24 protein-coding genes, 1 tRNA gene and 1 CRISPR repeat array (1 of these 26 only partly in view) are annotated in these 27,000 nt (G+C 64.3%); of the genes, 10 read left to right on the top strand and 15 right to left on the bottom strand.

The features are described 5' to 3' along the window. A CRISPR array of direct repeats spans nucleotides 1-575; the repeat unit is 28 nt; unit sequence GTGCTCCCCGCGCCAGCGGGGATGAGCC (it extends 3,663 nt beyond the left edge of the window). 721 nt (nucleotides 576-1,296) lie between these two features. Then, nucleotides 1,297-2,511, top strand: a complete 1,215-nt coding sequence (locus CU_RS10800; RefSeq protein ID WP_231837769.1) for an IS30 family transposase — start codon at nucleotides 1,297-1,299, stop codon at nucleotides 2,509-2,511. A 178-nt stretch (nucleotides 2,512-2,689) separates the two neighbouring features. On the opposite strand, the gene CU_RS09825 is transcribed toward CU_RS10800, so the two are convergent. Both CU_RS09825 and CU_RS10560 read right to left on the bottom strand, forming a co-directional pair. Then, nucleotides 2,690-2,929 carry a hypothetical protein gene (locus CU_RS09825; protein ID WP_012361189.1) on the bottom strand — a complete coding sequence of 80 codons (240 nt, stop codon included), beginning with the start codon at nucleotides 2,927-2,929 and terminating at the stop codon, nucleotides 2,690-2,692. Continuing rightward, on the bottom strand, nucleotides 2,926-3,375 hold the full coding sequence (locus tag CU_RS10560; RefSeq protein ID WP_081477625.1) for an EndoU domain-containing protein: 450 nt from the start codon (nucleotides 3,373-3,375) through the stop codon (nucleotides 2,926-2,928). Before CU_RS10560 ends, CU_RS09825 begins: the two co-directional genes overlap by 4 nt. Before the next feature lie 236 nt (nucleotides 3,376-3,611). On the opposite strand from CU_RS10560, the gene CU_RS10685 reads away from it, so the two are divergent. From CU_RS10685 to CU_RS09815, 3 genes are all read left to right on the top strand, one after another. Beyond that, a complete protein-coding gene (locus tag CU_RS10685) occupies nucleotides 3,612-3,833 on the top strand; it encodes a hypothetical protein (protein ID WP_141759414.1) in 222 nt (73 codons plus the stop codon). Nucleotides 3,834-4,127: 294 nt separating this feature from the next. After that, complete coding sequence (locus CU_RS09820) at nucleotides 4,128-5,009, top strand: chymotrypsin family serine protease (protein WP_012361186.1); 882 nt, start codon at nucleotides 4,128-4,130, stop codon at nucleotides 5,007-5,009. Between the two features lie 258 nt (nucleotides 5,010-5,267). Further along, nucleotides 5,268-6,167 carry a cutinase family protein gene (locus CU_RS09815; RefSeq protein ID WP_231837676.1) on the top strand — a complete coding sequence of 300 codons (900 nt, stop codon included), beginning with the start codon at nucleotides 5,268-5,270 and terminating at the stop codon, nucleotides 6,165-6,167. A 190-nt stretch (nucleotides 6,168-6,357) separates the two neighbouring features. Here the strand turns inward: CU_RS09815 and CU_RS09810 are convergent, their stop codons facing one another. The 4 genes from CU_RS09810 to CU_RS09795 all read right to left on the bottom strand — a co-directional run bounded on the left by CU_RS09810 (nucleotide 6,358) and on the right by CU_RS09795 (nucleotide 9,545). Continuing rightward, a complete protein-coding gene (locus tag CU_RS09810; protein WP_012361184.1) occupies nucleotides 6,358-7,116 on the bottom strand; it encodes a decaprenylphospho-beta-D-erythro-pentofuranosid-2-ulose 2-reductase in 759 nt (252 codons plus the stop codon). Nucleotides 7,117-7,147: 31 nt separating this feature from the next. Beyond that, the gene (locus CU_RS09805) at nucleotides 7,148-8,563 is read right to left on the bottom strand and encodes an FAD-binding oxidoreductase (RefSeq protein ID WP_012361183.1); all 1,416 of its coding nucleotides are present in this window, start codon (nucleotides 8,561-8,563) and stop codon (nucleotides 7,148-7,150) included. 154 nt (nucleotides 8,564-8,717) lie between these two features. Next, nucleotides 8,718-9,092 (bottom strand): phage holin family protein, encoded by a 375-nt coding sequence (locus CU_RS09800; protein WP_012361182.1) that lies wholly within the window; start codon nucleotides 9,090-9,092, stop codon nucleotides 8,718-8,720. A gap of 147 nt (nucleotides 9,093-9,239) precedes the next feature. After that, nucleotides 9,240-9,545 carry a hypothetical protein gene (locus CU_RS09795; protein ID WP_231837675.1) on the bottom strand — a complete coding sequence of 102 codons (306 nt, stop codon included), beginning with the start codon at nucleotides 9,543-9,545 and terminating at the stop codon, nucleotides 9,240-9,242. Between the two features lie 94 nt (nucleotides 9,546-9,639). On the opposite strand from CU_RS09795, the gene CU_RS09790 reads away from it, so the two are divergent. The 4 genes from CU_RS09790 to CU_RS09775 all read left to right on the top strand — a co-directional run bounded on the left by CU_RS09790 (nucleotide 9,640) and on the right by CU_RS09775 (nucleotide 12,613). Next, a complete protein-coding gene (locus tag CU_RS09790) occupies nucleotides 9,640-10,329 on the top strand; it encodes a hypothetical protein (protein WP_012361181.1) in 690 nt (229 codons plus the stop codon). A gap of 49 nt (nucleotides 10,330-10,378) precedes the next feature. Then, nucleotides 10,379-11,134 carry a hypothetical protein gene (locus CU_RS09785; protein ID WP_231837674.1) on the top strand — a complete coding sequence of 252 codons (756 nt, stop codon included), beginning with the start codon at nucleotides 10,379-10,381 and terminating at the stop codon, nucleotides 11,132-11,134. A gap of 241 nt (nucleotides 11,135-11,375) precedes the next feature. Beyond that, entirely contained in the window at nucleotides 11,376-12,032 is a 657-nt protein-coding gene (locus tag CU_RS09780; RefSeq protein ID WP_012361178.1) for a GtrA family protein, read from the top strand. Then, nucleotides 12,029-12,613, top strand: coding sequence for a GtrA family protein (locus CU_RS09775; RefSeq protein ID WP_012361177.1), 585 nt, complete (start codon nucleotides 12,029-12,031; stop codon nucleotides 12,611-12,613). Before CU_RS09780 ends, CU_RS09775 begins: the two co-directional genes overlap by 4 nt. 25 nt (nucleotides 12,614-12,638) lie before the next feature. Here the strand turns inward: CU_RS09775 and glfT1 are convergent, their stop codons facing one another. After that, nucleotides 12,639-13,943, bottom strand: coding sequence for a galactofuranosyltransferase GlfT1 (gene glfT1, locus CU_RS09770; protein WP_012361176.1), 1,305 nt, complete (start codon nucleotides 13,941-13,943; stop codon nucleotides 12,639-12,641). A 709-nt stretch (nucleotides 13,944-14,652) separates the two neighbouring features. Here glfT1 and CU_RS09765 point away from each other — a divergent pair. Further along, nucleotides 14,653-15,273: a DUF559 domain-containing protein gene (locus tag CU_RS09765; RefSeq protein ID WP_231837673.1), complete on the top strand. Its 621-nt coding sequence runs from the start codon at nucleotides 14,653-14,655 to the stop codon at nucleotides 15,271-15,273. A 114-nt stretch (nucleotides 15,274-15,387) separates the two neighbouring features. Here the strand turns inward: CU_RS09765 and wzt are convergent, their stop codons facing one another. Both wzt and wzm read right to left on the bottom strand, forming a co-directional pair. After that, nucleotides 15,388-16,182 (bottom strand): galactan export ABC transporter ATP-binding subunit Wzt/RfbE, encoded by a 795-nt coding sequence (wzt, locus tag CU_RS09760; protein ID WP_012361174.1) that lies wholly within the window; start codon nucleotides 16,180-16,182, stop codon nucleotides 15,388-15,390. Between the two features lie 43 nt (nucleotides 16,183-16,225). Continuing rightward, on the bottom strand, nucleotides 16,226-17,092 hold the full coding sequence (gene wzm, locus CU_RS09755; RefSeq protein WP_012361173.1) for a galactan export ABC transporter permease subunit Wzm/RfbD: 867 nt from the start codon (nucleotides 17,090-17,092) through the stop codon (nucleotides 16,226-16,228). A 385-nt stretch (nucleotides 17,093-17,477) separates the two neighbouring features. Here wzm and CU_RS09750 point away from each other — a divergent pair, with 385 nt between their 5' ends. After that, nucleotides 17,478-18,794 carry an aminotransferase class V-fold PLP-dependent enzyme gene (locus CU_RS09750; protein WP_012361172.1) on the top strand — a complete coding sequence of 439 codons (1,317 nt, stop codon included), beginning with the start codon at nucleotides 17,478-17,480 and terminating at the stop codon, nucleotides 18,792-18,794. A 150-nt stretch (nucleotides 18,795-18,944) separates the two neighbouring features. Here the strand turns inward: CU_RS09750 and CU_RS09745 are convergent, their stop codons facing one another. The 6 genes from CU_RS09745 to CU_RS09720 form a co-directional block, all read right to left on the bottom strand. Further along, on the bottom strand, nucleotides 18,945-19,958 hold the full coding sequence (locus CU_RS09745) for an NAD(P)H-quinone oxidoreductase (protein ID WP_050816654.1): 1,014 nt from the start codon (nucleotides 19,956-19,958) through the stop codon (nucleotides 18,945-18,947). 236 nt (nucleotides 19,959-20,194) lie between these two features. Beyond that, a tRNA-Ser gene (locus CU_RS09740) sits at nucleotides 20,195-20,279 on the bottom strand. A gap of 92 nt (nucleotides 20,280-20,371) precedes the next feature. Further along, complete coding sequence (locus tag CU_RS09735; protein WP_012361170.1) at nucleotides 20,372-22,603, bottom strand: YhgE/Pip domain-containing protein; 2,232 nt, start codon at nucleotides 22,601-22,603, stop codon at nucleotides 20,372-20,374. Further along, a complete protein-coding gene (locus tag CU_RS09730; protein ID WP_231837672.1) occupies nucleotides 22,603-25,308 on the bottom strand; it encodes a YhgE/Pip domain-containing protein in 2,706 nt (901 codons plus the stop codon). The genes CU_RS09735 and CU_RS09730 overlap by 1 nt, the downstream gene beginning before the upstream one ends. 145 nt (nucleotides 25,309-25,453) lie before the next feature. Then, nucleotides 25,454-25,852 (bottom strand): DoxX family protein, encoded by a 399-nt coding sequence (locus tag CU_RS09725; protein WP_012361168.1) that lies wholly within the window; start codon nucleotides 25,850-25,852, stop codon nucleotides 25,454-25,456. A gap of 78 nt (nucleotides 25,853-25,930) precedes the next feature. Beyond that, complete coding sequence (locus tag CU_RS09720) at nucleotides 25,931-26,779, bottom strand: hypothetical protein (RefSeq protein ID WP_012361167.1); 849 nt, start codon at nucleotides 26,777-26,779, stop codon at nucleotides 25,931-25,933. Nucleotides 26,780-27,000 lie beyond the last annotated feature (221 nt).

The raw sequence follows: 27,000 nt of genomic DNA, 5'->3' as shown, positions 1-27,000 counted from the left end.
GCTCCCCGCGCCAGCGGGGATGAGCCCCTACAGTGGGCCCCGGTGAGACGCATGGGCTTGTGCTCCCCGCGCCAGCGGGGATGAGCCCCGACCACACAGACCCCGGCGCAGGCTTCCCAAGTGCTCCCCGCGCCAGCGGGGATGAGCCCAGATCAATCACCTGCCCGATCGGCTCAAACGAGTGCTCCCCGCGCCAGCGGGGATGAGCCCACACTCCGGCAAAACACCCTCGGTGCGCAGCAGTGCTCCCCGCGCCAGCGGGGATGAGCCTTCTGGACTGGTCCGCCCGGTTCGGGTTCGGCTGTGCTCCCCGCGTCAGCGGGGATGAGCCCAACCCCACCAACGGGGGTAGCAACGGGGGTAGGTGCTCCCCGCGTCAGCGGGGATGAGCCGCCACCTACCAGAGCACCGAGACCACGTGGGCCGTGCTCCCCGCGTCAGCGGGGATGAGCCGAGGGGTACGCCGAGGAACTGACTAAGCACCTCGTGCTCCCCGCGTCAGCGGGGATGAGCCCGCCTGCGTTACCGACAGCAGCCACAGCCCCGAGTGCTCCCCGCGCCAGCGGGGATGAGCCCTCGTCCGTGCGCCTGTTCAGTGCCTCCTGGGCCTTCTGCAGTTCAGACTTCTCTGCCTCCTGCTGGGTACGCCACGCTTCCGTGTCCTGGCGCAGTTCGTTGCGTTCGGTTCGGTAACGGGCTGCTTCCCGGCGGGCGTCCTCGAGCTCCTTGCGGAACGATTCGGGGATATCCGGGGTTTCCTTAGCCTGCGTTTCTGGCGTGGTTGGCGTCGCCTCCTGGGCGTTAGCCTGTGCCGCCTGGTTGTCCTCGGCGGCGGGAGTGTTCTCTGCCATTGGGTTAAACCTCCTGGGCCTTAAGTTCTAGTGGTCGTTGCAACACTGATCTGAAGGGTTGGTGTTGGTGATGACGGTGTCACGGTGGGATCCACCGGTTGAGGAGATCACTCGGTTCCACCAGTTGGTGGTGGGTGATGGTTTGTCGGTGCGTGCGGCTGGGCTGGATCTGGGATGGTCGTTAGCTACGGCGTATCGGATTGCGCATCGTGATGGGTTACCACTGCGGAATAAGACGTTGTCGTCACAGGTGGTTGACGAGATTGTTGCGTTGTTTGCCCAGAATGTCGCGCCAATGGATATTGTGCGGCGGTTGGGTGTGAATCCTTCGTCGGTATACCGGGTGGGGATATCGATTGGTGCGCGGCCCCGTCCTGCTCCTGAGGGTCGGCGGGCTGTGGCTACGGCGCGGCGAGTGGAGTATTTGGAGCTTCGGGCCTGTGGGTTGGATCGTCGTTCTGCTGCAGCTGCGTGTGGGATGGGGTTACGTGGTGCGCTTGATGTTGATAAGGGGGTGATTAAAACACGTGGTCGGCGTGTGCCGTTTGTGCCCGATGGTCAGGCAGTTTATCGCTATAAACGGCTTATGCAGGTTCTTGCGTATGTTGATGGCCGGGTCAGTGTTCCGGTGGAGGTGCTGCCGCAGGCTGCGGTGGAGAAGGTGATTGACCGGCGGTACTTGTCGTTGGTGGAGCGGGAGCGCATCGCGGATCGGGTGAATCGGAATTTATCGGTTCGGGCGATTGCGCGTGAGCTTGGGCGTGATCCGGGGACGATTTCGCGCGAGATTAGTCGCAATAGTGGTGATGATGGCATTTATCGCCCGTTTGAGGCGCACCGGAAGTCAACGCTTCGGAGGTTTCGGCCGAAGGTGTCGAAGATTGCGGCGAATCCGCGGTTGAAACAGCAGGTGTGGCAGTGGTTGCGGATGGAGTTTTCCCCTGAGCAGGTGGCTGGCCGGTTGCGCAGGGAATTCCCTGGCGATGAGACTATGCATGTGAGTCATGAAACGATCTATCAAGAGCTGTACTGCCAGGCCAGAGGCGAGTTGAAGAAGGTGGTGGCCCATGCCCTTCGTACGGGGCGGACGCGGCGTAAACCGCGTGGTCAGCGTGTTGCGAGGAGTCGGTTTGTTGATCCGATGATCATGATTGCTGATCGTCCTGCTGTTGTTGAGGATCGGGCTGTGCCGGGGCATTGGGAGGGTGATCTGATTATCGGTGCAGGTGGAAGGTCTGCGATTGGGACGTTGGTGGAGCGGACGACGCGGTATGTGATGTTGCTGCATTTGCCGGATGGGCATGGTGCGGTGGCGGTGCGTGATGCGCTGGTGGAGGCGATTATGACGTTGCCGCAGCATCTTCGGGGGTCGTTGACCTGGGATCAGGGTTCAGAGATGGCTGGTCATAGGTCGTTTAGCATTGCGACGGATTGTCCGGTGTATTTCTGTGATCCGGGGTCGCCGTGGCAGCGGGGGACGAATGAGAACACTAATGGGTTGTTGCGTCAGTATTTTCCGAAGGGTGCGGATTTGAGTGTTTATGGGCGGGAGGAGTTGGAGCTTGTTGCTCATCGGTTGAATTGTCGGCCGCGTAAGACGTTGGGTTTTGCTACTCCTGCGGAGCGGATGGCGGAGCTGTTAGATTTAGCTGAAAGCTAGGAAATGTTGCAACGACCCCTAGAATCCGCCGGCTTGTTGGGCATGAGAAAACCCCGCCACCACCAGGGTGCGGGGTACGTGCGCTACAGCGGAATCGAACCGCCACAAAAGTCACCAGATAGCACAAAACCACCTCACGGAGAGGTGGCCATATATAGCGGACTAAGCGATCCCCTATTCAGGCGAGCAAGCGTGCGTAGGCTTCGTAAATATCGTTATCACCGCGCGCATACTCCATGAGTCCCTCAAGAAGGGCTTTCCTCTGTTCATTCGTGATGTCTACACCAGCTTCCGCGACATCTTCGATCAGATAAGATGCAGCGTCTGCGACTTCACCGCACTCCAATCGAAATCGCGCTCCAGAGTCAGACAACTCCGGCAAGTCGAGCAACTCACGAACAGCTTCTTCAACTCTCATTCCTGAATCACTCTCCTTGCCTTTCTCATAGTCTTTTCATGATCCTGACTCCACTCTACCCTCTCATTTTTGGATGGAACGAACCTTGCCACTCCATTCCCGAACGTTGGGTAAGCAGTGTTGCCCTTCGCCGTTCCCTTTACATAGTCCCATTCAACAGTGACCATCACATCGTTAATGTCTCGATACACGACGCGTCTTACCGCTCGCGCTTTCACGAAATCCGGGCTTTCAATCGTGGTGGTGATCGCTTCGGCGATTTCCTGGTCAGACCATGATCTCGGAAAGAATGTCCCCTTCCGACGTACAGAGTCGAACGTGTGCCCGTTTCGTGGCGCATCAGGCTGAATTTCGCCATCACCATGCCTCCACCCCCACACCGAGTGCTTCACAAGCTTCGCTACATCCGGCACCGGCTCACCACCAAGGTACGGCGCCGTCGTCATCAACTTCCCATCACGGTGCTCCCCGCGCTAGCGGGGATGAGCCCAGGTCGGCGGCCTCGCCCCACGACACGCTACGGTGTTCCCCGCGCCAGCGGGGATGAGCCGGCGCACTGGCTTGTCGACCTCCCTCCGAATCTGTGCTCCCCGCGCTAGCGGGGACAACCTTTATTCGTCCTCGACTACAACGTCCACAGAGCTGCTGTCGTAACCCTCGCGCACGCGTCGCCTCCGCGGTATTGTCGGTTTTGTCGGGCAAATCTCCCGGCTCCGCGCTCGCTGGCGCGCGGGAGCTCAAGAGAAAAATCGACTGGAGGGCAACAATGGGGATCATCGATAGCCTGCAGGCCTGGGCTGGGGAGCATGAAACATTCATCTTCATTCTCTTCATGCTGCCGTTCGCCATCGGATTGAGCTTCCTGTTTGAGGGCGGAGACGGCGGCGATTACGGCGGGGATTAGCTCCGTTGTCAGCATCGTCGGCGCACTCGACGCGCCGGGTAGCTGGGAGCTCGCGCGGTCGCGGTTGATGTGTTCCGCGTGAATCCAGGACTGTGCTGCGCTCGGTGGCCTGTCTTTGCCCCGCTTGGTTACGCGTCACTTGCGCCCCACCGCGGGTAGCTCCCCGGTATAAGCTGTGGCTGTGCACATGAATTGCACAATATCTATTGCAAATTTCCCGATAGAAAGTATAGTGAAAGCTTCTATCCAACTGCACCGCTCAACCTAGGGGTGGCGCAGCATATCCACGAGGGGATGTCATTGAAGAACGCGGCGAAGCGCCTCGCAGCAGCAGCGGCCACCATCCTGGCCGCCACCGGCCTCATGCTGGGTACCGGCCAGCCCATCGCTGCGGCGGCCAGCAGCGGTTCTAGTGGCTCCAGCCTCTCCAGCGGATCCAGCGGTTCCAGCGGCAGCTCCCTGGGTAGTTCCCTCGGCAGCTCAGAGGCTCGGCTCGACGGGATGAGCTTCAACCAGTCCCGCATCATCCGGGGCGGCGCCAGCTTCTGGGTCCAGCGCGCCGACGGCTCCGTCAACCCCTGCACGGTGACCAACGTCGTCCGTCGGGGGCACACAAACTACGCCGTCACCGCAGGTCACTGCATTTCCGGCCATGTCACCCAGATCCGCCACAAGGGTCAGGTCATTGCGGACGCCGCCGACGTCCGCGCCGGCTGGCACATCGTCCAGGGCAACAAGCGCCCCGGTGGGCACTTCATCAACGATTTCGGCTACTTCCGCCTCAAGCCGAACGTCAAGGTGCAGTACAACGTTGTCCACCTGGACCGGGTTCACCCAGTCCACCAGCCAGCTAGTGCTGCGACCCGCGCCATCCATCGCCGTGCAGTGAGCGCACCCTTCGGCGCCCCGCTGCGTGTCCACCAGGGCATGGTCGGGCGCATTGCCTGCAAGGAAGGCAACACCACCGGCTTGACCTGCGGCCCCATCGTCCGTGTGAACGAAAAGACCCAGGACGTCTCCGGGCTCATCCCGTCCCGCCCGGGTGACTCCGGTGCGCCGCTCTACCTCCTGGGCCGCGACGGGAAGCGCCACCTCATCGGCCAGCTCGCCGGTGGAACCCACTACGTCTACAAGTCCTACGACGGCTACGTCCACAACCTCGCGCGCATCAAGTAACGCCGCGAGCAGGGACGTCGTCGGCGCCGTCGTCAGCCACGACGTCGCGATGACGGACGTCCTCCCCAGGGACGTCGCCCCTCACGGTCCCCGCCCCCTTACGGTCCCCGCCCCTCTACCGGCAGCTGAAGACAAGCCCGCCGGTCGGAGGGGCGTTATCATGCCCGGCGGCCCCGAGTAACCAAAATGCTCATAATGTATTAAGTTTTACTTGTAGATATCCGGGCATAGTTACCAAAGGACGCAACAACCGTGGGGATGAAGAAGTTCGCAGCAAAGCTGGCCGCCGCTGCACTGACCGGAGTGCTCGCACTCGGCGGGGCAGCCACCATCGGGGGCGGGGCGAATAACGGCCTGCTGGCCAGCGCGGATGCCGCCCCAGTCGGCTCCGGCTTCGCCTTCACCCCAACCGCGCAGGGCGCCTGCACCAGCACCATGGTCATTGCCATCCCCGGCGGCGGGAATACCGTCGACGGTGTGCCAGACTCCGTCCCGCACGGCTTCCTCGTCGGGCAGGTGGCTAACCAGCTCAGTGCACATGGCATCGCCCAGCGCACCGTCAGCTACCGAGCAACCCCCTTCTTCACCCTGAGCTACGACCAGTCCATGCGCCAGGGTTACGCGAAGGCCCGCCAGCTCATCGCCCAGACCGCCGCGCACTGCCCGAATGCGAAGTTCGCGCTCGTCGGGTTCTCCGAAGGCTCGGACATCGCCTCCCACATCATCGCGGACATCAACGCAGGTCGCGGCCCGATCCCGGCCAAGCGTTTCGCCACCGCCGCGCTGATCGCCAACCCGCACAACGGGCCAGAGAGCAAGCACAAGGGCGGCACGCTGCGCGACGGTGAAGGCATCCTCGGCGCCATGCGCGGCTACGGCAAGCTCGGCGACCGTGTCCTCGACATCTGCAATATCGACGACTTCGTCTGCAACCGCTACGCCGCCACCCCAGGCGCCCGAGCGATCGCCAAGGATATGCTCCACGCCTCCGCTGCCAACGGTTACGCCGGGCTGAACCCGATGCAGGTCGTCGGCGAGGCCCCGCGCATCGCGATGGGCACCCGCCAGCACACGAAGACCTACCAGTTCATCAGCCCGATCCCGCACGCTGTCGGCCACGTCCTCGCCCACCGCGACCTTCCGAAAGCCGAGGACTAGGACGTCCAGCCGGGGCGCTGTCTGCGCCAAGGTCACGGCCTAGTGTCGTGTTGCTGGGTGACCACGGCCTAGCGTCGAGCTGCCGGTGGCCCCGGCGCAGGCCGTCACTGTAGCTAGGAAACACAAACGGGCCAGCACGCTTACCGTGCTGGCCCGTTTCGCTCTTCGCGGAGCTCCTACGCCAATCCCGCTAGATCGGCAGCTTCCGCAGCACCCACATCGGCAGGTGCTTCAGCACCAGCATGATCGGGCGGAACAGCGGGTGGACCCAGACGATCGTCTTCTTATCGTCCACAGCCTTCGCGATCGCCTTCGCCGCATCGGTCTTATCGACGGTCAGCGGGGCGTCGTCCAAATCCTTCGTCATATTCGTGCGGACCTGGCCCGGACGGACGGTCAGCACGCGCACACCAGTGCCGCGCAGCGCCTCGCCGAGCAGGCGGTAGAAGCCGTCCGTGCCGGCCTTCGTGGAGCCGTACACGAAGTTCGACCGGCGCACCATCTCACCCGCAACGGTGGAGAAGGCGATGATCTGGCCGTGGCCCTGCTCCTTCATCTTCTGGCCCAGCAGCACACCGACCGAGACCGCGCCGGTGAAGTTCACCTGGGCTGCCTGTACGGCGAGCTTCTGGTCCTGCCACTGCTTCTCGTTATCGCCCAGGATGCCGAACGCGACGATCGCGATATCGATATCGCCGGCGGCAAAGGCCTTGTCGATCACCGCCGGGTGGGAATCGAAATCCACCGCATCAAAGGCCAGGGTCTCCACCTCAGACGCACCGGCGGCCTGGCAACGGCGGGTGGCGTCGTCCAAGCTCTCGCCCTCGCGGGCAGCGAGCACCACGCGCGCCGGGCCACGGGAGAGGAACTCCTCCACCACGGCCAGGCCCATGTCGGACGCACCGCCGAGCAGCAGGATGGACTGTGGCTTTCCAACAGCATCAATCATGAAATAACTCCTTTAAAAGGCTCGTCGGTGTTTAGTGCAGCTCGAGGCGGCGGGACATATCGGATGCGAATACGCCCGTCGGGTCGATGTTGTGGCGGGTCTTCAGCCAGCCCTCCATGCCTGGGTACATCTTGTGGAAGTTCTCCGCGGAGGTGCGGGACTCCTTCGCCAGGTACAGGCGGCCGCCGAACTCCATGACGCGGCGATCCAGGTCGTCCAGGAACTTGCCGAGGCCAGGCTTAATCGGGAAGTCCACACAGACGTTCCAACCCGGCATCGGGTAGCTCAGCGGTGCGCGGTTGCCCTCACCGAAGAGCTTGAAGACATTCAGCGCGGAGTAGTGGCCGGAGGCCTGGATATCCTTGATGATCTGCTTGAACGGCTCCACTGCCTCCGTCGGGACGACGAACTGGTACTGCAGGAAGCCCTTGGAACCGTAGCCGCGGTTCCACTCGCCGATGAGATCCAGCGGCTGGTAGAACTGCGTCAGGTTCTGCACTTGGTTGCGGTACTCGCCGGACTTCAGCCACCACAGCTCGCCGATGGCGATCATGGACAGCTTGTTCATCGTGAAGTTCGGGAAGATATCCGGAACGGTCATCAGCTGCGGGGCGTTGAACTTCAACGGGTCCTTCGCCAACTTCGGCGACAGCTCCTTGAGCTGGTCCAGCGTTGCCAGCGAGCCACGGGAGATCGCCGCACGCCCCAGCTTGGAGCCACCCGAAATCGCGTCGAACCAGGCGGAAGAATACGTGTAGTTGCGCTCGGAACCATCGGAGTGGAACTCGATGGTCTCGTCGAGAGAGTGGGTCAGGTCGCCATCCGCGATGAAGTAGGCGGTCTCCGTGCGCGTCATCTCGATGCGGGCACGCAGGATGATGCCGGTCAGGCCCATGCCTCCGACGGTGGCCCAGAACAGCTCACCCTTCGGGTCATCCGGGGTGCCCTCTGGCTCCAGGTGCAGGACGCGGCCGTCGGCGACGAGCAGCTCCATGGACAGGACGTGGTCGCCGAAGGAACCCGCGGAGTGGTGGTTTTTGCCGTGAATATCCGGCCCGATCGCGCCACCGATGGTGACCTGGCGGGTGCCCGGCAGGACGGGGACCCACAGGCCGTAGGGCAGGGCGGCTTTCATCAGCTGGTCGAGCGTCACCCCGGCATCAACGTCCACGATCGCCGTGTCCGGGTCGATGTCGTGGATCTTGTTGAGCTCCCGCATATCGATGACGAGACCGCCGGCGTTGTTGGTCGGGTCGCCGTAGCTGCGGCCCATGCCGCGGGCGATGACGCCGCGCTTCAGGTGGCTGGGCTTATCCGCATTATCGTCCGCGACCTGGGCCACGGCCTTCGCGATGGTCTCCACATCTGGCGTGGACAGCACCTCTGCCGTGGTGGCCTGAGTGCGGCCCCAACCGGTCAGGGTCTTTGTAGTTGTATGGATGCTCATGGCTTTCAAGCGTAGCGCCGCAGGCTGCGAATAGCCTGCTAAAACAGTCGGTTCGCTAGTACAAATCCATGATGTCGCGTATCTCACTCCCGCGACGCGTGGGAGGGCAGGCTCACGCGCCGGGCGGGGCGCGCTACGGGAACCTTTAGCGAGCTTAGAGGGCGGAACCGATGCCAATCGCCTTGAGCGTGCCCTCCACGATCCAGGTGGCGATGGCCATGAAGATCGCGCCGAAGAACGCCGCCCAGAAGCCACTGACCACCAGGCCGTTGCCGATGCCGCTAGAGATCCAACCGACCAGCGAGAACAGCAGCGCGTTCACGATCAGCGAGAACAACCCCAGGGTGAGGATCCGCAGCGGCAGGCTCAGCAGCCGCACGACCGGGGCGATGAAGGCGTTGACGAACATGAACACCAGTGCGGCCCAAATAAAGGCGCCGATACCGCCCATCACTGACACTCCAGGAATAACCAGGGTGACCAGCCACAGCGCGACGGCCGTAACCACAACGTCGAGTGCACAACGCATTAGAATCCTTCGTTCTTCAACATGTCTGTCACGGCAGCGCCATGCCGGGGACAGAACCGACATCAAGCGGGCACCGCGAGTATGACAAATAGCTAATTACCAGTATATCTGCGCTTTAGGCGCATGTCTGCGCGCTGCCCGGTTTCGCTAGTACAGGTCCATAATTGTGCGGATCTCCTCCGGGAGTTCCTCGATGCTGGTGATCTCCGGCCCGTCGTAGTCGCGCAGGATATCGCGCACCCGCTGGCGGCTCACCGAATCCATGATCGGCAGCTCCTGGGCCATCATTCGCGTCATCCACGAGTTCAATGGCAGCTGCGTGCGCTCTGCTGCCTCATAGGTCGTTTCCTCCCCGACGCCACCGACTCGCAGCGGTGGCTCCTTCTGCTCTTTCGGCTGCTTGCCGACGATGTTGGAGAGGCCTGTGCTGAGTTTTTCGAAGAGTCCTGCCATGCCTAGAAATTCTAGCCGGGGCTGCAGACACGTCCCCGTCGGTCGCTGTGGTCTAGCCAAGGGGGCGCCTGGCTGCCGGGGTAAAATGCTGAGCATGAAGAAACCACCACTCGCGTTTGAAGCTCTGGCCGCTGCCGCAGGCACGGCTGCGTTCTATGGCATCAAGGACTTCCTGCCCGCCGGCCGGGGCCGTGGCTTGCTCCGGGGCGCCGCGCTGGTCGCCGGGATCGGCCCCTACGTGCTGCGTTCCACTGCCGAAACGATGGAATTCGCGAAGGAGGAATTTTCGCACGCGAGCAAGCAGACCGCCGAGCTACGCAAGCTCCTCGACGACGCCCGCGCCCGCCAGCAGGAGGGAGCTGTACCGCAGGACAGCGACGTCGCCGACCTGGCTGCGGGGGAGGACGTCGCCGTCGATGGCGATGCCTTTAACGACGACGTCGTCCCAAACGGCGTGGTCGATGACGGTGCGGTTCGCGACGGTGCGGCCGACGAGGACGGGGAGGACGCAGAGGAAATCTGGCCGCCGAATGATCCTCGCTGGTGGGACCGGGTATTCAGCCTGCCGCCTTACGCCGTGTTGCCAGGTGCGGCGGTGGTGCTTGTCCTTGCCGTGACGGTGGGGGTGCGCATCGACCGCGCGATCCAGCGGGCTGGCGTGAAGGCGCTGGAATCCCGAGGCGTGAAGCACCCGAATGCCGCGTGGGGTGTGATCTCCGGGGTGATTGGTGCGCTCGCGGTGGTGGCGGACCGGAAGACCCAGGAACGGGCGGTGCGCAGCTGAGTCTGCGTGCGGGCACGGCGTGTCTGGGGAGGTCGCTAAGATCGAGGCCATGAGCCCAGCGAGTGAAGCACAGAGCCCCAGCGTCGAGTCTTCGAGCGCCGAAGTTTCCAGCGCCGAGACTTCGAGCACCGAGGTTTCGAGCGCCGTGGCGTTGACACCCACCCCAACCTTGGCGGTGGCGCCCTCCGACCGGCCGGAAGACACGCCAGGGCCGATCACGTATTACCCGCCCGTGCTCGTCGCCTGCCGGGTGGGGGAGACGACCGCGATCTGGCAGGTCGAGACCGATCCGGAGCTGACGCGCGGCGATTTTTCCGGCGCCTGGCTGCTGGGGCCCGACGGGGTGAAGGGCTTCGCGGGGGAGGCCGAATGGATTGAAGATCGCGAGGACCCGGCTGCGATGGCGCGGCTGCTGCTCGTGCACCCGGTCTTCCTCACCGAGGACTCGCAAGGGGACATTAGCTACGGCGGCCTGGCGGAAGGCGAGCTCCACCTCGTGGATGTCGCCGCCAGCCAGAAAGCGGCTGAGGCCGCGGTTGCTGCGGCGAAGGCCGAGTTCGAGGAGGCCAACGGGGGCAAGCGCTCCACCGGATGGGGAGAGGTTCGCCCCATCGAGCCGGTCGAGGGCCACCCGCCGCAGGGGCTGGACGAGGACGCGGAAAAGGTCGTGACCAGCGTGCTCGCGTTGGCGCGTGGGGTGCGGACGTGGAACCGGGACTGGGCGGCATTCGAAGCGGTGCGGAAGCGCCGGCTGAAAAACGAGCCCGACCAGCCCCGCTGGGTACCGATCCGCCTGCAGGACTAAACCGGGGTACTGGTCGGCGTGGACTGCGGGTGCAGGGGCGGGGCTCGCGCTGGCAGAGCCGATCAGTGTTACCGCGCGGCGTGGACCGTGACATGGACGCAAAGCCGGGGGCGGCGTCGTAAAAATCAGCGTGCGGCCGTCACGGCAGCGCGACTGTCCAGTACGGGAGTGGCCAATATAACGCCCGAACAGGCGGCGAGGGAATAACAATCGGCCAGGAAATACGCGTAATCTAACCTCCGTGCCAGAGACTCCCAACGACCACACCAAGCTGCAGCCGCGCACGGCCGCGAAGCCTACGCCCGCGGGGCGTTTGGCTCGCTCCAAGGCCATCGCGCGGCAGTTTGTGCGTTTCGGCCTCGTCGGCGCCAGCGGCTTCGTGGTCAACCAGGTGGTCTTCGTGCTGGCGAAGAAGTTCTTCGACCGGGGCTTTGGAATCGACGATCTCGAAGTGCTTTTCCAGCTGCTCAACACCCAGTGGAATATGCGCTGGTACCACCTGTTTTCGGTGCTGGCTTTTCTCGTGGCGAATGTGTGGAACTTTGTGCTCAATCGCTACTGGACCTTCAAGGGCCACCACAAGCAGCCCTGGTGGATCCAGTTGCCGCAGTTCATGGCCGTGGGGGTTTTCGGGCTGCTGATCACACTCGCGGTGTCCACGCTGGTGGTGCACACGAACTCGCCGATCGGGCTGCCGGAGGACATCTTCGATAACTCCACCGGCCTGCGCACCCGCTCCTACTGGGGTAACTTCATCGGCGTGATCGTGGCGGTGCCTGCGAACTTCCTCTTCAATAAGCTCTGGACGTTCCGCAACAAGGGGCCGAAGGGTGCGGGTGGCTCGGAAGGCCACGCCGCGAACGCCGCCCCTAAGACCGAAACCAAGGAGCCCAAGTGACCAGCAAGCGGCCAGAACAGTCCGTGACCAGCGACGCGCGCGGTGAGATGGACGGCATGGCGGCGAACGATGCGGCGGCAAACGGTGCGGTGGGCGCTGGGGTGTCGGGCGCTGAAGTGACGGCGAACGGTGCGGTTGGCGCCGAGGCCGGAGAGGGTGACGTCGTCGTGAAGGACAACATCGGACTGAACCAACAGATCTTCCGCTTCATCCTGACCGGCGGGCTGTCCGCGATCGTGGACTTCGGCTCCACCGCGATCTTCACGTTCCTGTTCGGTTTCAGTGACACCGTGGCGAAGACCATCGGCTTCATCCTGGGCACGCTCACGGCGTACATGATCAACCGGCGCTGGACCTTCAACGCTGCGCCCTCGACCAAGCGCTTCGTGATCACGATGATTACTTATGCGCTGACCTTTGTGGTGCAGGTCGGCCTGTACAAACCGTTGTTAATCCCCCTGCTGGAGAGCCAGACGGCTTTTTCGCCGCTGGTCGTGCGCCTGATCTCCTTCGTGATCGCGCAGGGCACCGCCACGGTGCTGAACTTCCTGATCCAGCGCTTCGTGATCTTCCGCAACTAGCGGGCGGGATAGGCGCCGTGACCCTCTACTCTGGGCGCTCGAAGCGCTCCTGGCGGCCCAAGGTGTGCAGCTGGAGCCACTCGCGGAAGCCGGCGACGTCCTTGCGCTGAACCAGGAAGAACCACGCGAAGCGCGCGTACTCCTGTGGCAGCAACCGCCGCATGCCCGGCTGCGACATGAGGTAACCGCGGTTGCGGTACGTGAAGTAGCGCTTGAACTGGCCGTCCGGGTACTGCGTGTGCATGCGTCCGCCGAGGATCGGCTTGAACTCCTCCGAGCCATCCGGGTGTGCATAAGCGCAGGTCAGGCTCGTGCCGAAGCGCAGACCGCTGCGGACGATGCGGCGGTGGTACTCGACCTCGTCGCCGCGGATGAACAGCCGATAATCCGGCACACCGATGATCTCCATTGCACGGGCGGAGATCAACGCGCCGTTGAAGAGGCTCGCGATGCCAGGGAGGAAGTCCCCCTCCAACTCGGAGACGCGGCGGCGCCACGTCAGCCCCTGGCGCAGCGGGAAGGCCAGGCGATCCGGGTTATTGATGTTCGTGACCAGCGGAGATACCTGCGCGAGCTGCTCGCGCTCGGCGACGTCCAGCAGAGTGGCGAGGACGTTCTCATCGGCCGGGCGGCCGTCGTCGTCGGCGCACCAGATGGAGTCCGCGCCCAGGGCGAGTGCTGCGAGGAAGCCGAGGGCGAAGCCGCCCGCGCCGCCCAGGTTCGTGCGGCTGGGCAGGTACATCGGGCGGGGACGTCGCTGGGGGACGTCGCCCGAAGCGGCGGAGGGGGAGCTGGACGCGGACGTCGACGGGGTGGCGTCGTCGTTGTCGTTGGCAGCGGCGCCGTCGGGAACTTCCTCGGATGCCTTGGTGATCGCCGCCCCGACGGTCTGGATCTCCGCGAAACGGCGGGCGGCGATCTCCGCGGACGCGCGACGGGACTGCGGCTCCCCGCCGAGCTTTGCGTGGACCAGGGTTTCTACCTCGGGGTCGGCGCCGTTGTCCACGACGATGACCCAGTCGGGACGACGGGTCTGCTTGGCCACCATGTCGAGGCTGCGTTCCAACAGGTCAACGCGGTTATGGGTGACGATCACGGCGGCGATGGTGCCGCGTGGGTCGATGGCATAGCGCCCCGGGTTGGGTGCCGTGTGGTCTGCGGCTGGGTTGTGCTGGGTGTGCGGGCCGGTGTGGTGCGCCGAGGCACGGGGGCCGGCGGTGGTGGTGCGTCCCGAGGCGTGGGCGGTCGTGTTGATGGTGCCCTGGGAGCCGGTGATGCGGGCGATAGTGCTGGTGGCAGCGTTTTTGAGTCCTCGGAGCGCGCGTTTCATGGGTGCTACTCTACCCGGTCTGCGTGCGGGCTCTGGCGACGCGCGCCGGGCTCGGCTGCCGGGGGTGCTCGGGGCTCTGGGGCACCAGAGCCCCATTGCGTTTTGCAGAGTTTGATGTCGCTTTTGCGAGGTTTTCCGGCATCAAACTCTGCAAAACGCAGCGGGGTGGGAGTGAGATTCGCACTGGCGGGAACCAAACAGAGTGGATTGTTGTCTAAGAGAGTGTGGGGGATTCAGGGACCCGGCATCAGAACTATGGGATACGCGCCCAACAGTGCGGGATTGAGGGGAGAGCATGCGCAGTCCAATTCATTTCACGGCGAAGCAGTTCCAGGAGGTTCCTAGGACTCCGAAGCAGCTCAGAGAGCTCGGGGTGACGAGAGCCGAAATGTACAACTACTTCGAATGCTGCACTTTTGGCACGTGGATCGCTAAGCCTACGGAACTCCTCCGGGCAGCAGATCGCACTCCAACGCTGGATCAGCGACAGAGGATCCTCAATGGCGCTAGGCGACGCGCTCCGCTCAAAATTCCTCACGAGGTACGGGTGCGGGGCCACTTCAATGCCCACCCGAGCTGGGTCGCGGGAGGGATCTCAGCCCTAGCCGTTAGGGGTTTTCCTTATTTTCACCACGGTGCCCCAGCACACATGCTCACCCCGAGTTCGAGGGGTTTGTCACATGCAGATTCCGAGGCTCGAGTCAGCACGGTGCGTAAGCGGTTCGCCCCTATCCGCGAGGTTGATGAGCTCTTGCCAGAATTGCCGGTTGCTCCGATATACATGGCGGCAACCCAGTTCCTCAAAGATGTCTCGCTGCAGAAGTGCGCATGGAATGTGCGGCCATTAGGGTTGTTGAACCACACTGAGATCCGGGTCATTCAGGCTGCAGACGCCCTGTGCACCTTCACACGCAAGACTCCGGAACTGCTGCTGGCCAGCATGGATGAGTTCCTGCCGGCATCGGTGCGCGTCAAACGTTTGATGCTCAAATATTGCGAGCTCGGAGCGGACTCTCCGCCAGAGACCTGGGTGCGCCTGCTGCTCAAACCCTTGATCCCGGACCTTGAAACACAACTCAAAGTGGTCGATGAGCGTGGCCCTGTTGCCACCGCGGATCTCGGCTCTCGCTCGCTGCGGATCATGATTTTTTATGACGGCTCGTACCACTCCGCACCCGATCAGCGAGAGTGGGACACCGAGGTGAACTCGCGCCTCACTGCTGCGGGCTATGCAGTGTTGCGGCTCAGCGCCCAGAGTATGAGGAAGTCAGATGACATTGTGGCGAGGGTGCAGGCCCTAGTGAATCGGGGCTCGCGCGCCAGAAGCTAGGTGCTAATGAAAGTTTTGCAGAGTTTGAGGTCGGAAAAGCGGGGAAAAGCGGCATCAAACTCTGCAAAACGTGGAATGGGGGCAGCCAGCCCAGCCCGGCTACCCCCAGCCCAGCTACCGCCCCAGGTCGCGCAGGACGTTGCGCACGTGCTGCCCCGCCTCGGGCCCCTCGTAAGCCTCCACGACCTCGTCCACCGGACCAGCCTGCCGAATCTCACCGTGGTCAATCCACAGCGCGCTATCGCACAGCTGCGCCAGGAACTCATTGGAGTGCGAAGCGAACACCAGGATGCCCGATCGCTTCACCATCTCAACCAGCCGCGACCGCGCCTTCGCCATGAACGCCGCATCCACGGCACCGATGCCCTCGTCGAGCAGCAGAATCTCCGGATCGATGCTGGTCACCACGCCCAGCGCCAAGCGAATCCGCATACCGGTGGAGTACGTCCGCAGCGGCATCGCGAGGTAATCCCCCAGCTCGGTGAACTCCGCGATCTCATCCATCTTCCGGTTCATCGCCTTGCGCGTCTGCCCCAGGAAAAGCCCGCGAATAATGATGTTCTCGTAGCCGGAGATCTCCGGATCCATGCCCACACCCAGGTCGAACACCGGCGCCACGCGTCCCCGCACCACGGCGGACCCCCGCGTCGGCTCGTAAATCCCGGACAGCAACCGCAGCAGCGTGGACTTACCCGCACCGTTGTGCCCAACCAGGCCCACGCGGTCGCCATCCTGCAGGTGCAGGTTGATGTCCTTCAGCGCTTCCACCATCACGGTGTTGGACTCGTTCCGCCCGATCGCGCCGCCGGCCGCGCCCAGGAACGTGTGCTTCAGCGACCTGGTCTTCGCGTCGAAGATCGGGAAATCCACGCAGGCGTTGTAGGTGTCGATGCTGACTTGCTGCTTCATTCTTGTTCTTTCTTTTCTTTAGGACGCCAACCCGTTCGCCTTGTTACACCCAGTAGCTCACGCGGAAACGCCACTTCCGCATGGCCAACAGGGCAAGGCCTAGACCCACCACGGTCATGGCGATAACGATGTACCAGGAGGACGCCTCGACTGGCACGTTGATCATCGGCCCGCGCACGATCTCCAGGTAGTGGTAGAGCGGGTTGAGCTTGGCCAGCGCTGCCCGCTCGGCGACCGCACCACCCTGATCGGTGAGGGTTTGTGCGGTCCACACGATTGGCGTCATATAAAAGGCCAGCTGGACGAGGGAGTCGAGCAACGGGGCGACGTCGCGGAAACGGGTCGCGACGATACCGAAGAACATGGTTACCCACACGCCGTTGATGATGAGCAGCGCGAGCCCCGGCACTGCCAGGAGCACCTCCCACCCGACCGGGATGCGGAAGATCGCGAGCAGCGCCAGCCAGATCACGAGGTTGTGCAGCAGGAAGAGGAACTGCCGCCACACGAGCCGGTAGACATGCACGGATAGCGCGGAAGGCAGTTGCTTGATCAGGCCTTCGTTGGAGATGAAGACCTCTGCGCCTTCCTTGATGCAGCCGGCGATGAAGCCCCACATGATCAGGCCGACGGCAACGTGCGGCAGGAAAACGGCCACGTCGATGCCGAAGAGCTGGGAGTACAGCAGACCCAGGGCGGCGGCCATCACACCGGTGGCGATGGTGATCCACAGTGGGCCCAGAACCGAGCGCCGGTAGCGCTGCTTGATGTCCTGCCAGCCGAGGGCGAGCCAGAGCTCACGCTGCTGGAAGCCGCGTGTGAGATCGTCCCAGGCGGCGGCGAAGGTTTGCGAGCGCGAGGCTGGGATGTCGCCGTCGTGGGTTGCGGTGATCCTGCTGAGGTCTGTCATGACTAACGCATTCTAATAGGAGGTGCGGACACGGTCGCTCAAGCGCGCCGGGGTTGGCTCCCGCTGTGGTGTCGGTCTCCCCGCCCTCACGCTGCAGTTTGCGCGGTGCGCGCATCGGAATCGCGGCTGTGGGCCCGAGACGCTGCCGAGCGCCCCTTGGGTTGCAGCTTGGAACCCCTGAGGTTGTGGGTCGGAGGTTGTCAGGTGGCGCTGGTATTGTTTTGGCGTGACGGAGCCCGGGGTCGTCGCTGATGCGGTTGGCCTGCGGTTTCACGCCGGCGCCAGCAGTTTTTCCAGGAAGGGAGATGGCTTGTTCGACAACGCACGGTTCGACAACCCCAGGGTGCGTGGTCTGTACACATCCCTTTCAGACGGCTGGGTTTATATGAACGCAGCGACGGACCCGCAGCTACCCGAGCGCGTCTCTGGTGCGGTCTCGCGCGCCTTCCGTTCTGCCCCGCTGGCCGCCCCGATTGAGGAAACCCACGGGGAGCACAGCCGTGCCGCTAGCCCGGGCACGCGCATCGGCGAAAGCCACATCAAATCCGCTCGCGTCGCGATCGCTGACCTGGTCGGTGCCCGCCCGGAGCATGTGATCCTGGGCAGCTCGCGCAAGCAGTTGATCAACCAGCTCGCGGAGAGCATGTCTCACCGCCTGCGCTTGGGCCGCCAGGTCGTCCTCTCCCGCGTAGATGACGGCGCGAACATCGACCCGTGGCTGCGCGCCGCCGACCTGTACGGCGCTGACGTCCGCTGGGCGGAGGCCGACCTGTCGACGGGTGTCCTTCCCGCCTGGCAGTACACGGAGCTGGTGAGCCCGGAGACCGCGGTCGTCGCGGTGGCTGCGGCGAATGAACACGTCGGCACGGTCACAGACGTCGCCGCGATCGGACGTACGGTGCACGCGAAGTCGGACGGCATCTTCGTCGTCGACGCGAACGCCATCGCCCCGTTCCACCTGATCGATATCGCTGACCTGGGGGCGGACGTCCTAGCATTCGACGTCGCGACGATCGGCGGCCCGTCGATCGGTGCGCTGGTCTTCCGCTCGGTGGAGCTGATGGGGGAGCTGTTCCCTCACCCGCCGCGCCAGTCCCGTGCCCGCTCGGCGGCCCGTTTCGGTGCTCATAAGGACGTCAACCCCGGCTCAGGTGGGCTCGCGCTGCGCGGTGCGGTGCACCCGTCGGTGGAGCGTGCCCGCGAGTGGCTGGAGCTGGGCGGATTGAGCGAGGGTCTGCTCGGAGGTGTTTCCGCAGCGGTGGATCACCTGGCGGACCTAGCGTCCGATGCGGAGGGTGACTCCCTGCGGGGGACGCGTCGACGTCGCCTGCGTGGCGCGCTTCCCCTGGCGGAGGACTATGTGCACGCGCTGGCCCGGATGGTGGTTGATGGGCTGCACGGCCTGCCGGGCGCGCATGTCATCGGCCTGGAGGGGGAGTACGAGGAGCACTTCGACTACGACTCGGTGGAGCGCATCCCTCGCTTGAGCTTCTTCATCGACGGGGTGCCGGCGGAGGCGGTGCACGACCGCTTGTTCGCGCAGGGTGTAGTCACCAGCGTGATTCCTCCGGGTGATTCGGAGTTGCTGGCGCAGATGGGTGTTTTCGAGTCCAGCACGGGGGCGGTGTGTGTGGGGCTGAGCGTGCACAACACGGTGGGCGATGTGAACCGCCTGCTCCGCGCGGTCGCGAGCCTGCGCTAGCCGCAGACCGGCGCCCTAGCACCGCGCCCAGCCCCCGCGGATCCAGCCTCGAGCCAGCCTGAGCCCCCACGCCAGGCCTAACCCCGCCAGGCTGGGCTCCGCGCTATGCCTTAGCCCTGCGGAGCCCCAGCCCCGCGCCAGGCCGGAGCCCTAGCTCTGCGGGACCTCGAACACGACCTTGCCGGTGACCTCGCCCGCCAACAGTGCCTGATGGGCCGCGGCGGCGTCCTGAATGGGGACGGTGCGATCGATGTGGTGGCTAATCTTCCCACTTTCGAGCAGGGGCCACATCTCTTCGAGGGTGCCGCGCACGATGCGGGCCTTATCCTCCGTATCGCGGTAACGCAGCCCCGTCGCGGAGATCGTGCCGCGCTTGCTGAGCAGGCGGGCGATGTTGAGCTCACCCTTCACCCCGCCCTGCATGCCGATGATCACCATGCGGCCGTCCATCGCGAGGGCCTTCACATTGGAGTCCAGGTACTTCGCGCCGATGATGTCGAGGATGACGTCCGCGCCGCCGAGCTCGCGCAGCACCTCCGCGAAGTCTTCCTCCTTGTAGTTGATCAGCGTGTCCGCGCCGTAGCTGCGGCACACGTCGAGCTTCGCCTGGCTGCCCGCGGTAACCGCGACCTTCGCGCCGATGGCGTGCGCGTACTGTGTGGCGAACAGGCCGATGCCCCCGCCGCCGCCGTGGAACAGCGCGAGCTCGCCTTCACGCAGCCCCGCAATATCAGCGACATTCGACCACACGGTGCACGCGACCTCTACAACGCTGGCGGCCTCCGCGAGGCTGTAGCCCTTCGGAATCGGCATCAGCTGACCTGCGGGGACGGCCGCGTGCGTGGCGTAACCGCCACCGCTGAGCAGGACGGCGACCTCCTCGCCCTCCTGCCACGGGGTGCCGTCCGGCTTCGTCGCGCCGTTCGGATTTTCGACGACGCCGGCGGCCTCCAAACCGATCGTCTCCGTCACGCCCTTTGGCGGCGGGTAGTGCCCCTGGGCCTGCAGGGTGTCGGCACGGTTGAGCCCGGCGTAGTGGATGCGGACCAGAGCCTCGCCCTCGGCGGGCTGGGGCTTATCGATGGCCTGCCACTCGAGCGAGCTGGGGTCCTTCGGGTCGGTTTGGATGATGGCGTGTGCGGTGTTTGTGCTGGTGGAATTCATGGCGCCCAGCCTAGCAACGGCCGCAGACACGGGGTCTGGATTCCGCTGATGCATCTAGTTTCGGGAACTTCGCGTGCCGGACTCGTACTTAGCAGGCGCTTGTGCCCAATTATTGCCCAACGGGCGATGGCGATAGAGTGCCGTGAGCTACTAGAGCTGGTGGATAAATAGGTAGTTGACCAGCACAGATACAACAAAGCCCCAGCTCCATCAGGAACCGGGGCTTTGGCTATCAGCGGAAGTAGAGGGATTTGAACCCCCGGATGGTTGCCCATCGCTGGTTTTCAAGACCAGTGCATTCGGCCGCTCTGCCATACTTCCATGCGCGGGTTAGCTTACCCGGTACCCCTTTAAACCGCACACGGTGCCGGGGCAGGCCCGAGCCCGGCCCACAAGCGGGCCGCGAGTCCGCCCTAGGCCAGGACCTTCGATTCCGCGATGCCCTCGTCCATGCGCCGGTTGTAGCCGTCCAGCCCCTTTCGCAGCACCAGCCCCAGCAGCAGCACCGGCAGGACAAACACCAGCAAGCCCAGGATGTCCAGCCAGTAATCGCCCTGGTAGATCCCCGCGATGGAGGCGCGGAACGCCCGGATCGCATACGTCGCCGGCAGGAACGGGCTCATGGACTGGAACCAGCCCGGCAGCAGCTCCAGCGGATATGCGCCACCCGCGCCCGAGACCTGGAACACCAGCAGCAGCACGCCCAGCGCCTTACCCGCGTTACCGAAGGAGATCACCAGCGTGTACACCACGAGCATGAACACCATGGAGCTCAGCCAGCAGGCCAGCGTGAATAGGAACGGGTGCGCGGGCTCGATGCCAACGAAGAAGATCAACCCAGCTGCCATCAGCAGGCTCTGTACCGTGCCGATCAACGCGAAGATCCCAAACCGGCCCAGGTAGGCCTGCGCGCGGCTGTAGCGCTCCGGATCCAGCGCCTCCTCGGTCTCTTCCCCGCGCTCGGAAATGCGCGTGTGCACCACGACTGAGGTGATCAGCGCGCCGACCCACAGCGCCAGTGCGCCGTACAGCGGGGTCATGCCCGTGCCGAAGCTATTCACCTCGTTCAGCGGTTCGCGCTTCACCGCCGTGGGGTTGGCCATGTGCTGCGCCAGCAGGCTCGGGTCATTGCCGATCATCCGCGCCAGGCGGGAAAGATCGCCGGTCTCGCCGGCCCGCTTGATCTCCCGGGCCAGCTTGTCGGCATCATCCGCGCGCTGGTTCAGCTTCTTGGACAGCTCCGCGGTGGCTGCCTGCATCGATCCCAAAGAGTCCGCGAGCGACGCGTCCCCCAGCGTGCCCTTCGCGCGCGCCACATCCGCCTTCACGCCCTGCACGCTCTGGCTGAGCTGCTGCACGGACTCACCCAGCTTTGCCAGCTGGGGCTGCAGGTCGTTTGCGTAGCTGTTCCTGGCCTTATCGACGGCCTCGACAGCCTTCGCGATCGCGGATTTACTGTCCTTCCGCGCCTGCTCCATGGACGTCTTCCCGGAGCGCAGGTCCTTGGCGGACCGGCGGAAGGTGTCCCGCAGCTCGGTGGCCCGCGCGATAGATTCGTCGATGTTGTTCAGTACCCCGTGGTACGCGGGCTTCGCGGTGATCGGCAGTGCTGGGGCCACGCGGGTCTCCAGCGTGTTGCGCAGGTCATTCAGCCCGCCCAGCTGCGCGTCGAAGCGGTCAGCCATCCGGTCCAGTGCGTTCGCGGAGGTCTCCGGGCTGCTGTTCGCGCGCCCGAAGACGCGGTCGATACTGTTGCCCACCGCGTTGTAGCTGTCGCTGGTGGCCTGGAGGGACTCGCTCAGGGACGACGCCGCGTCGGCGAAGGTCCGGCCCAGGTTGGCCAGCGCCTCGTCGCTCGCGCCGGAAGCTCCGCCAGAGCCACCGGAGCCGCCAGTTCCGCTCAGGTCGAGGGCATCCATCTGGGCCCCAGCGGAGTCCGTGATGCGCTCGGCACTTTGGGCGAGCGGGATCGTGGACTCCACCAGGGAGGACAGCGAGGACACGGAGTTGCTGCCCTGCCGCAGCTGGCGGGATACCCCGTCGACGCTGGCTTCCATGCGGTCGAGAACAGCCTTCGTGTCCCCTTCCGTGAGGACCTTGTTCAGGTCCTTGACCAGCCCCAGGCCGACGTTGTTGACGACCTCGGAGAAGGACTCGTTGATCTGGTCGATCGCGCCGGTAGCTGCTTGCTCCGTGATCATCGGGGCCAGTGAGTTCTTCTTCTGGTTCGTGTACATCGTCAGCTCCGTGGGCTCGGTGCCGGCGATGTAGAAGGTCATCAGGTCCTTGGAGAAGCTCGGCGGCAGCACGATGCTGGCGTAGTACTCGCCGGAGCGGGTGCCATCGAGGGCGTCCTCCTTGGTGGTGATGATCCAGTCGATCTGCTTATTCAGACTGAGCTGGGCCAGCACCTGCTCGCCCAGGTTAAGATTCACCTGCGCGAGATCGGTGTCGTGGCCCTCGTCCTCGCTGCTCACAGCGATCTTGAGCTCGTCGGTGTTATCGAAGGGGTTCCAGCTGGCGAGCACGTTGAACACGGTGAAGACCAGCGGAACCACGGTGAGCCCGAAAAGCACGATCATGGTGATGACGTTCTTGCGGGCAGACCGCAGGTCATGGTGCAGGATTTCGCGGATCTTGCTCATTAGTTCTCGCCCTCCTGCTTCTCGACGTCGCTGTTGCCACCGTTATTTCCACCGGCAGCCTCGCCGCCGTCGGCGGCCGCATCGCCGCCCCCGGCCTTCTCGGCGTGGGCGCGCGCGAGATGTTCCTCGTGCTCGTCGTCGAAGGTATATTCCTTGGACCCGGCCGCCTGGGTGGCGGCAACGTACTGCAGCTCATCGCTATCCAGGTCGCCCAGCTCCTGGGCGTGCAGGTAGCTCTGGCCGGTGTACTCCCGCGCGCCGATGATGAAGATGATCAGCAGCGCCCAGGCGATACCGATCGCGAAGATTGTGGCGCGTTCGGTGTCGAAGACGGCGTTGACCACGCCCAGCACCGCGAGCCCGATCAGCCCGATGATGGCGGTCCGGCGGATTTGCTTCGGCGTGTCCCGCAGCACCTTCGCCGTGCGTTCCTCGGTGAACTCGTTGAACTGCTCGTGGTTGTTCAGCGCGTGGATGACATCCGCCATCCGGTAGCCGGAACCGACCACCTGAACCTTGTCGGAGACCAGCAGGCCGGAACGGGCGAGCTGCTGGTTCAGGATCAGGTTCACGTGCGACAGGCGTCGTCGGGCGACCATGCCAACGAACAGGAAGGCCAGGGACATCAACCCCAGCACCCCGAGCGCCTGCCAGTAGTGGGTGCCGTAGAAGCCGCCGATGGTTTCGCGGGCGGCGTCGATGCCGTAGGTCATCGGCAGCAACGGGTGAACGATCTTGAAGAAGTCGGGCGTCATCTCGATGGGGTAGAGCCCGGAGGCACCCGGGATCTGGATGAACGCCATACCCACCGCCAGGCCACGGCCGATGTGACCCAGCGCGGAGACAAGCCCGTATATCACCCCGAGGTATCCGAACCCGACCAGCACGTTCGTGAGCGTGTACAGCGTTGGGCTGACGGTCTGCACGCCGATCAGCAGGTTACCGATGGACACGATCAGGGCCTGCCCCACAACGAAGGCTGCCAGCAGCAGGAAGCGGCCCCAGAAGGCCTGGCTGACGCTCACGCGGCGGGCCCTCTTACCCAGGTCCTCGGTGTCCACCTCCACGCGGAAGATGACGACCAGCACGAACGCGCCGATCCACAGCGTCAGGTTCGTGAACAGGGCGGCCATTCCGGAGCCGTAGCTTTTCACCGGGTACATCGGCTCGTTGACCAGCGTGGCCGGGGTGGCCATGAACTGCCCGATGTCCTCGGAGTTCAGCCCGCGGACCGCGCGGAAGGCCTCGTCGTCGCCGAGGCTTAGGGCCAGGACGTCCGTCTTCGCGTTCTCGACCCCGTCCTGCAGGCTGCTGAGGTTGCACTTGAAGTCATCAATGACGTCGGTCGTGGCGCCGATCTGCCGATCCACGCCGTCCAGGACGTTCGAGGCCTCCCTGAGCAGCGACTGCTGGGAGCTCAAGGACCCGGAGAAGGAGCCGGTGGCCGCGCTCAGCCGGTTGATCGCGCGGTTGAGCTTGGGCAGCGTGTCTCCCGTGGTGCTGTTCAGCCCCTTCGCGGAGTCCCGTGCGGCGGCTGCGGCCTGCGTCAGCTCCTCGGAGCTTTCCCGCAGCACCTTGGCGGTTTCGCTGGTGCTCTTGCCCGCGGCGTTGAGGTCTGCGAGTAGCTGGCGGTTGGCGTCGTTGCTGCGCTGCAGGTCGTCGATGGTGGCGTTGAGCTGACCAGCGATGGTCGGGCTCACGCCCGCGGCACCCATCAGACCGCGGAGCTGCGCGATATTACGGTCCCCGAGGTCGACGAGTTGGGTGGTCTGCTCGCTGGCGCCGGCGATCTGTCGGCCGGCCTGCTCGGCGGCGCTGCTGACCCCGGCAACGGAGGAGTTCGCGGCGGCTGTGCCCTCAGCCAGGGCGGCAGTGCTCTGGGCGTAGGCGTCGCCGGCGGAATCGGAGAAGTCCGCGACCATGCGCTGCACGATCGCGACGGACTTATCGACCTCCGCGAGGGTGGACTTAGCGTCCTCAAGGGTGCCATGAGCGGAGTTCAGTGCATCCTTGGTGGCGGCGATGGTGGGGCGGGCGCCGGCCACGCGCCCCTTCATCTTGTCCAGGGATTCCTGGCCCTCGTCCAGTGTCACGAGGGTGTCGTCCAGCCCGGTGACGGCCTTGTTCTTGCTGTTGTCGAGCCGCCCGGAGATGCTGTTGCCCTCTTCCCGGACCTTCTTGGACGCCGTCTCGCCCAGCTGCTTTTTGAAGGAGCTGGTGATCTGGTCGTTGATCGCGGACGCGCCGGCATCGGTGATCAACGGGGCGACGGCGCTGAGCTTCTCGTTCGGCCGGTAGATCAGCTGCGGCTGGCTATAGGTTCCCTGAAATGTGGAGAGGAGATCCCGGGAGAAACGGTCAGGGATCTCGATGCTGCTGAAAACGTCGCCACGGGCGAGGGCGTGATCGGCCTCGGATTTGGACATGAATTGCCAGCCGAGCTCGTCGTTTTCCTTGAGCTCGGCGACGACCTCGTTGCCGATGTTCAGCGACCCCGTGAGCGGCGATGACGCGCCGCGATCTTCGTTGACGACGGCGACCTTGATGTTTTCAGTGTTGCCGTAGGGGTCCCAGAAAGCTGCGACGTTCACCCAGGAGTAAAGCGCGGGAGTGATCATGACTCCGATGAGAATGACCCACACTTTACGGACGCTCACGAGACGCTTGAGGTCTCGAATAAAGATCTTCCAGGCGGTGTTCACCACGTGACCGTACCATTTTCGGGGGCAGTTGAGCACTCGCGTCGGACCCGAGGAGAGAATTGCGCAGCGTCAAGCGCTGGAGAGATGCGTTGGGCGGGCAAATATTCAGTATTGGTTCAGCTGGGTGCTGAGTCGCCGTGGGAGGGGGCTACCGGCGGTGCGGGATGCCAGCGGACCAGAGGGCGGCAGCGATGAGAACAGGCTGGCCGAACAGGCGGGCCAACCGGCGCCCGTCGGTATCCAAGCCGAAGGCGTCGTTGCGCTCGGCGTACTGGGCGATATTTCCTGGGAAAATCGCGGTATAAAAGGCCGCCAGCGCGATTCCCGTGCGCTTGTGTTGCTTCGGGAGGCCAAGGAGCGCGGCGCCGAACCCGAGCTCAGCTACACCGGAGGCGAGGACGACGAAGTCCTTGTCCATCGGGAACCAGTTGGGAACCTGGGCCTGGAAGTCCTTCCTCGCGAACGTGAGGTGGCTCGCCCCGGCGATCGACATGATGGTACCCAAGGCCAGGCGGGTGAACTTTTGGGATGTGGTGGGCGTGGTCATGAGAGGCTCCTCTGGGGCGTGGGAATTGTTCCCCCAAGCTATACGCCCTTTGGCGGAGGACCGCTGCCCGCAGCAAGCCTAGATCGGGAGGATGCGGGTGATCGCACCCAGCTCCGTCAGCTCCATGGCAGCATCGGCCCGTCCCTGGCCTTCGCCCCGCGGCGCGCGATAAGCCAGCGGGGAACCAACCTCGGCCCGGCTGAGGACTCGCCAGCGCAGGAACTCGTGAGCAACCTCGCGCCGGGCGATGTGGGTGAGCCACAGCTGCCGGTCCACGAGCATCGTTGCGCCCGAATCGAAGCTCAGCATGTACTCCCGGTTGCTCAGCTGGCTGTGCTGCAGGCCGCCCAGCGAGCGCACGCCTTCCGGCTGAGCAGGCTGATCCAGCACCGTGATGCGACGCACCAGCCCCAAGCGGTGCTCGGAACCCTGCGCGCTGCGCAGCCGGAGTGGCTCTCCTGGGCGGCAGCGCAACACCGCCTCGTACTCCCACATCACCGGTTGCATCAGGGAAGCCGAAGCATCGGCCGAGCTGCGCTGCTTCCGCCGTCCCCCGCGGCGGGATGCCCCGGACCGACCACCACGGCTGGCCGTGGCGGGCCGGGCGTGTGGGGTGGGGAAGCGCGCCGGGCGAACCACGACCCAGCCGCCACCGATTGTGACGACCCGTTCCGGGGCGCCCGCGTTGGCAGCGAGTTCGACGCGGGCAAGCTGCTGGGTCCCGGGGGTAGCGCCGCCCCGCAGAGGTGCGGCTGGATTCCCAGTGCTTGCAGCGCCGTCAGTGCCCTCAGCGTTGTCCCCAGCGCCTTTGGTTCCAGCTCCGTTGTCTCCAGCACCGCTTCGGACCGGCTCGAAAGCCCACGGATGCACCGCCAGCTCAGCATGCAGGGCCGCGAGCAGCTCCTCATCCGAAGAGTTACGGGCCACCCCAACGGCTCCAGGCGCGCGAAAAGCTCCGCGAAGGAAAGCTCCGGCTGTGCCTCCCACGCCTGCTGCAGTACCTGCATCACCCCGGGAATCCGAGTGGGATCTTTCATCAATACCTCTTAATAACCGAGCGTTCAGGGGGAGACGTCCTAAAAATATGGGGGTCGAACAGGAACCTATCCGACACACGGTGCCCGGGAAATTTTCATTAATGCTGAAGA

The sequence above is a fragment of the Corynebacterium urealyticum DSM 7109 genome, from assembly GCF_000069945.1.
Classification (GTDB): Bacteria; Actinomycetota; Actinomycetes; order Mycobacteriales; family Mycobacteriaceae; genus Corynebacterium; species Corynebacterium urealyticum.
The sequence above is the reverse complement of the archived record's forward strand: the minus strand, read 5'-3'. Positions and strand labels throughout refer to the sequence as shown.

What these genes read in the sequence shown, in the direction of transcription:
- CU_RS09785 (WP_231837674.1), top strand. Translation starts at nt 10,379, where the DNA reads ATGAGCCCAGCGAGTGAAGCACAGAGCCCCAGCGTCGAGTCTTCGAGC.
- CU_RS09815 (WP_231837676.1), top strand. Translation starts at nt 5,268, where the DNA reads ATGAAGAAGTTCGCAGCAAAGCTGGCCGCCGCTGCACTGACCGGAGTG.
- CU_RS09735 (WP_012361170.1), bottom strand. Translation starts at nt 22,603, where the DNA reads ATGAGCAAGATCCGCGAAATCCTGCACCATGACCTGCGGTCTGCCCGC.
- wzt (WP_012361174.1), bottom strand. Translation starts at nt 16,182, where the DNA reads ATGAAGCAGCAAGTCAGCATCGACACCTACAACGCCTGCGTGGATTTC.
- CU_RS09805 (WP_012361183.1), bottom strand. Translation starts at nt 8,563, where the DNA reads ATGAGCATCCATACAACTACAAAGACCCTGACCGGTTGGGGCCGCACT.
- wzm (WP_012361173.1), bottom strand. Translation starts at nt 17,092, where the DNA reads ATGACAGACCTCAGCAGGATCACCGCAACCCACGACGGCGACATCCCA.
- CU_RS09750 (WP_012361172.1), top strand. Translation starts at nt 17,478, where the DNA reads ATGAACGCAGCGACGGACCCGCAGCTACCCGAGCGCGTCTCTGGTGCG.
- CU_RS09825 (WP_012361189.1), bottom strand. Translation starts at nt 2,929, where the DNA reads ATGAGAGTTGAAGAAGCTGTTCGTGAGTTGCTCGACTTGCCGGAGTTG.
- CU_RS09790 (WP_012361181.1), top strand. Translation starts at nt 9,640, where the DNA reads ATGAAGAAACCACCACTCGCGTTTGAAGCTCTGGCCGCTGCCGCAGGC.
- CU_RS09795 (WP_231837675.1), bottom strand. Translation starts at nt 9,545, where the DNA reads ATGGCAGGACTCTTCGAAAAACTCAGCACAGGCCTCTCCAACATCGTC.
- CU_RS09800 (WP_012361182.1), bottom strand. Translation starts at nt 9,092, where the DNA reads ATGCGTTGTGCACTCGACGTTGTGGTTACGGCCGTCGCGCTGTGGCTG.
- CU_RS09725 (WP_012361168.1), bottom strand. Translation starts at nt 25,852, where the DNA reads ATGACCACGCCCACCACATCCCAAAAGTTCACCCGCCTGGCCTTGGGT.
- CU_RS10560 (WP_081477625.1), bottom strand. Translation starts at nt 3,375, where the DNA reads ATGACGACGGCGCCGTACCTTGGTGGTGAGCCGGTGCCGGATGTAGCG.
- CU_RS09810 (WP_012361184.1), bottom strand. Translation starts at nt 7,116, where the DNA reads ATGATTGATGCTGTTGGAAAGCCACAGTCCATCCTGCTGCTCGGCGGT.
- glfT1 (WP_012361176.1), bottom strand. Translation starts at nt 13,943, where the DNA reads ATGAAACGCGCGCTCCGAGGACTCAAAAACGCTGCCACCAGCACTATC.
- CU_RS09820 (WP_012361186.1), top strand. Translation starts at nt 4,128, where the DNA reads ATGTCATTGAAGAACGCGGCGAAGCGCCTCGCAGCAGCAGCGGCCACC.
- CU_RS09745 (WP_050816654.1), bottom strand. Translation starts at nt 19,958, where the DNA reads ATGAATTCCACCAGCACAAACACCGCACACGCCATCATCCAAACCGAC.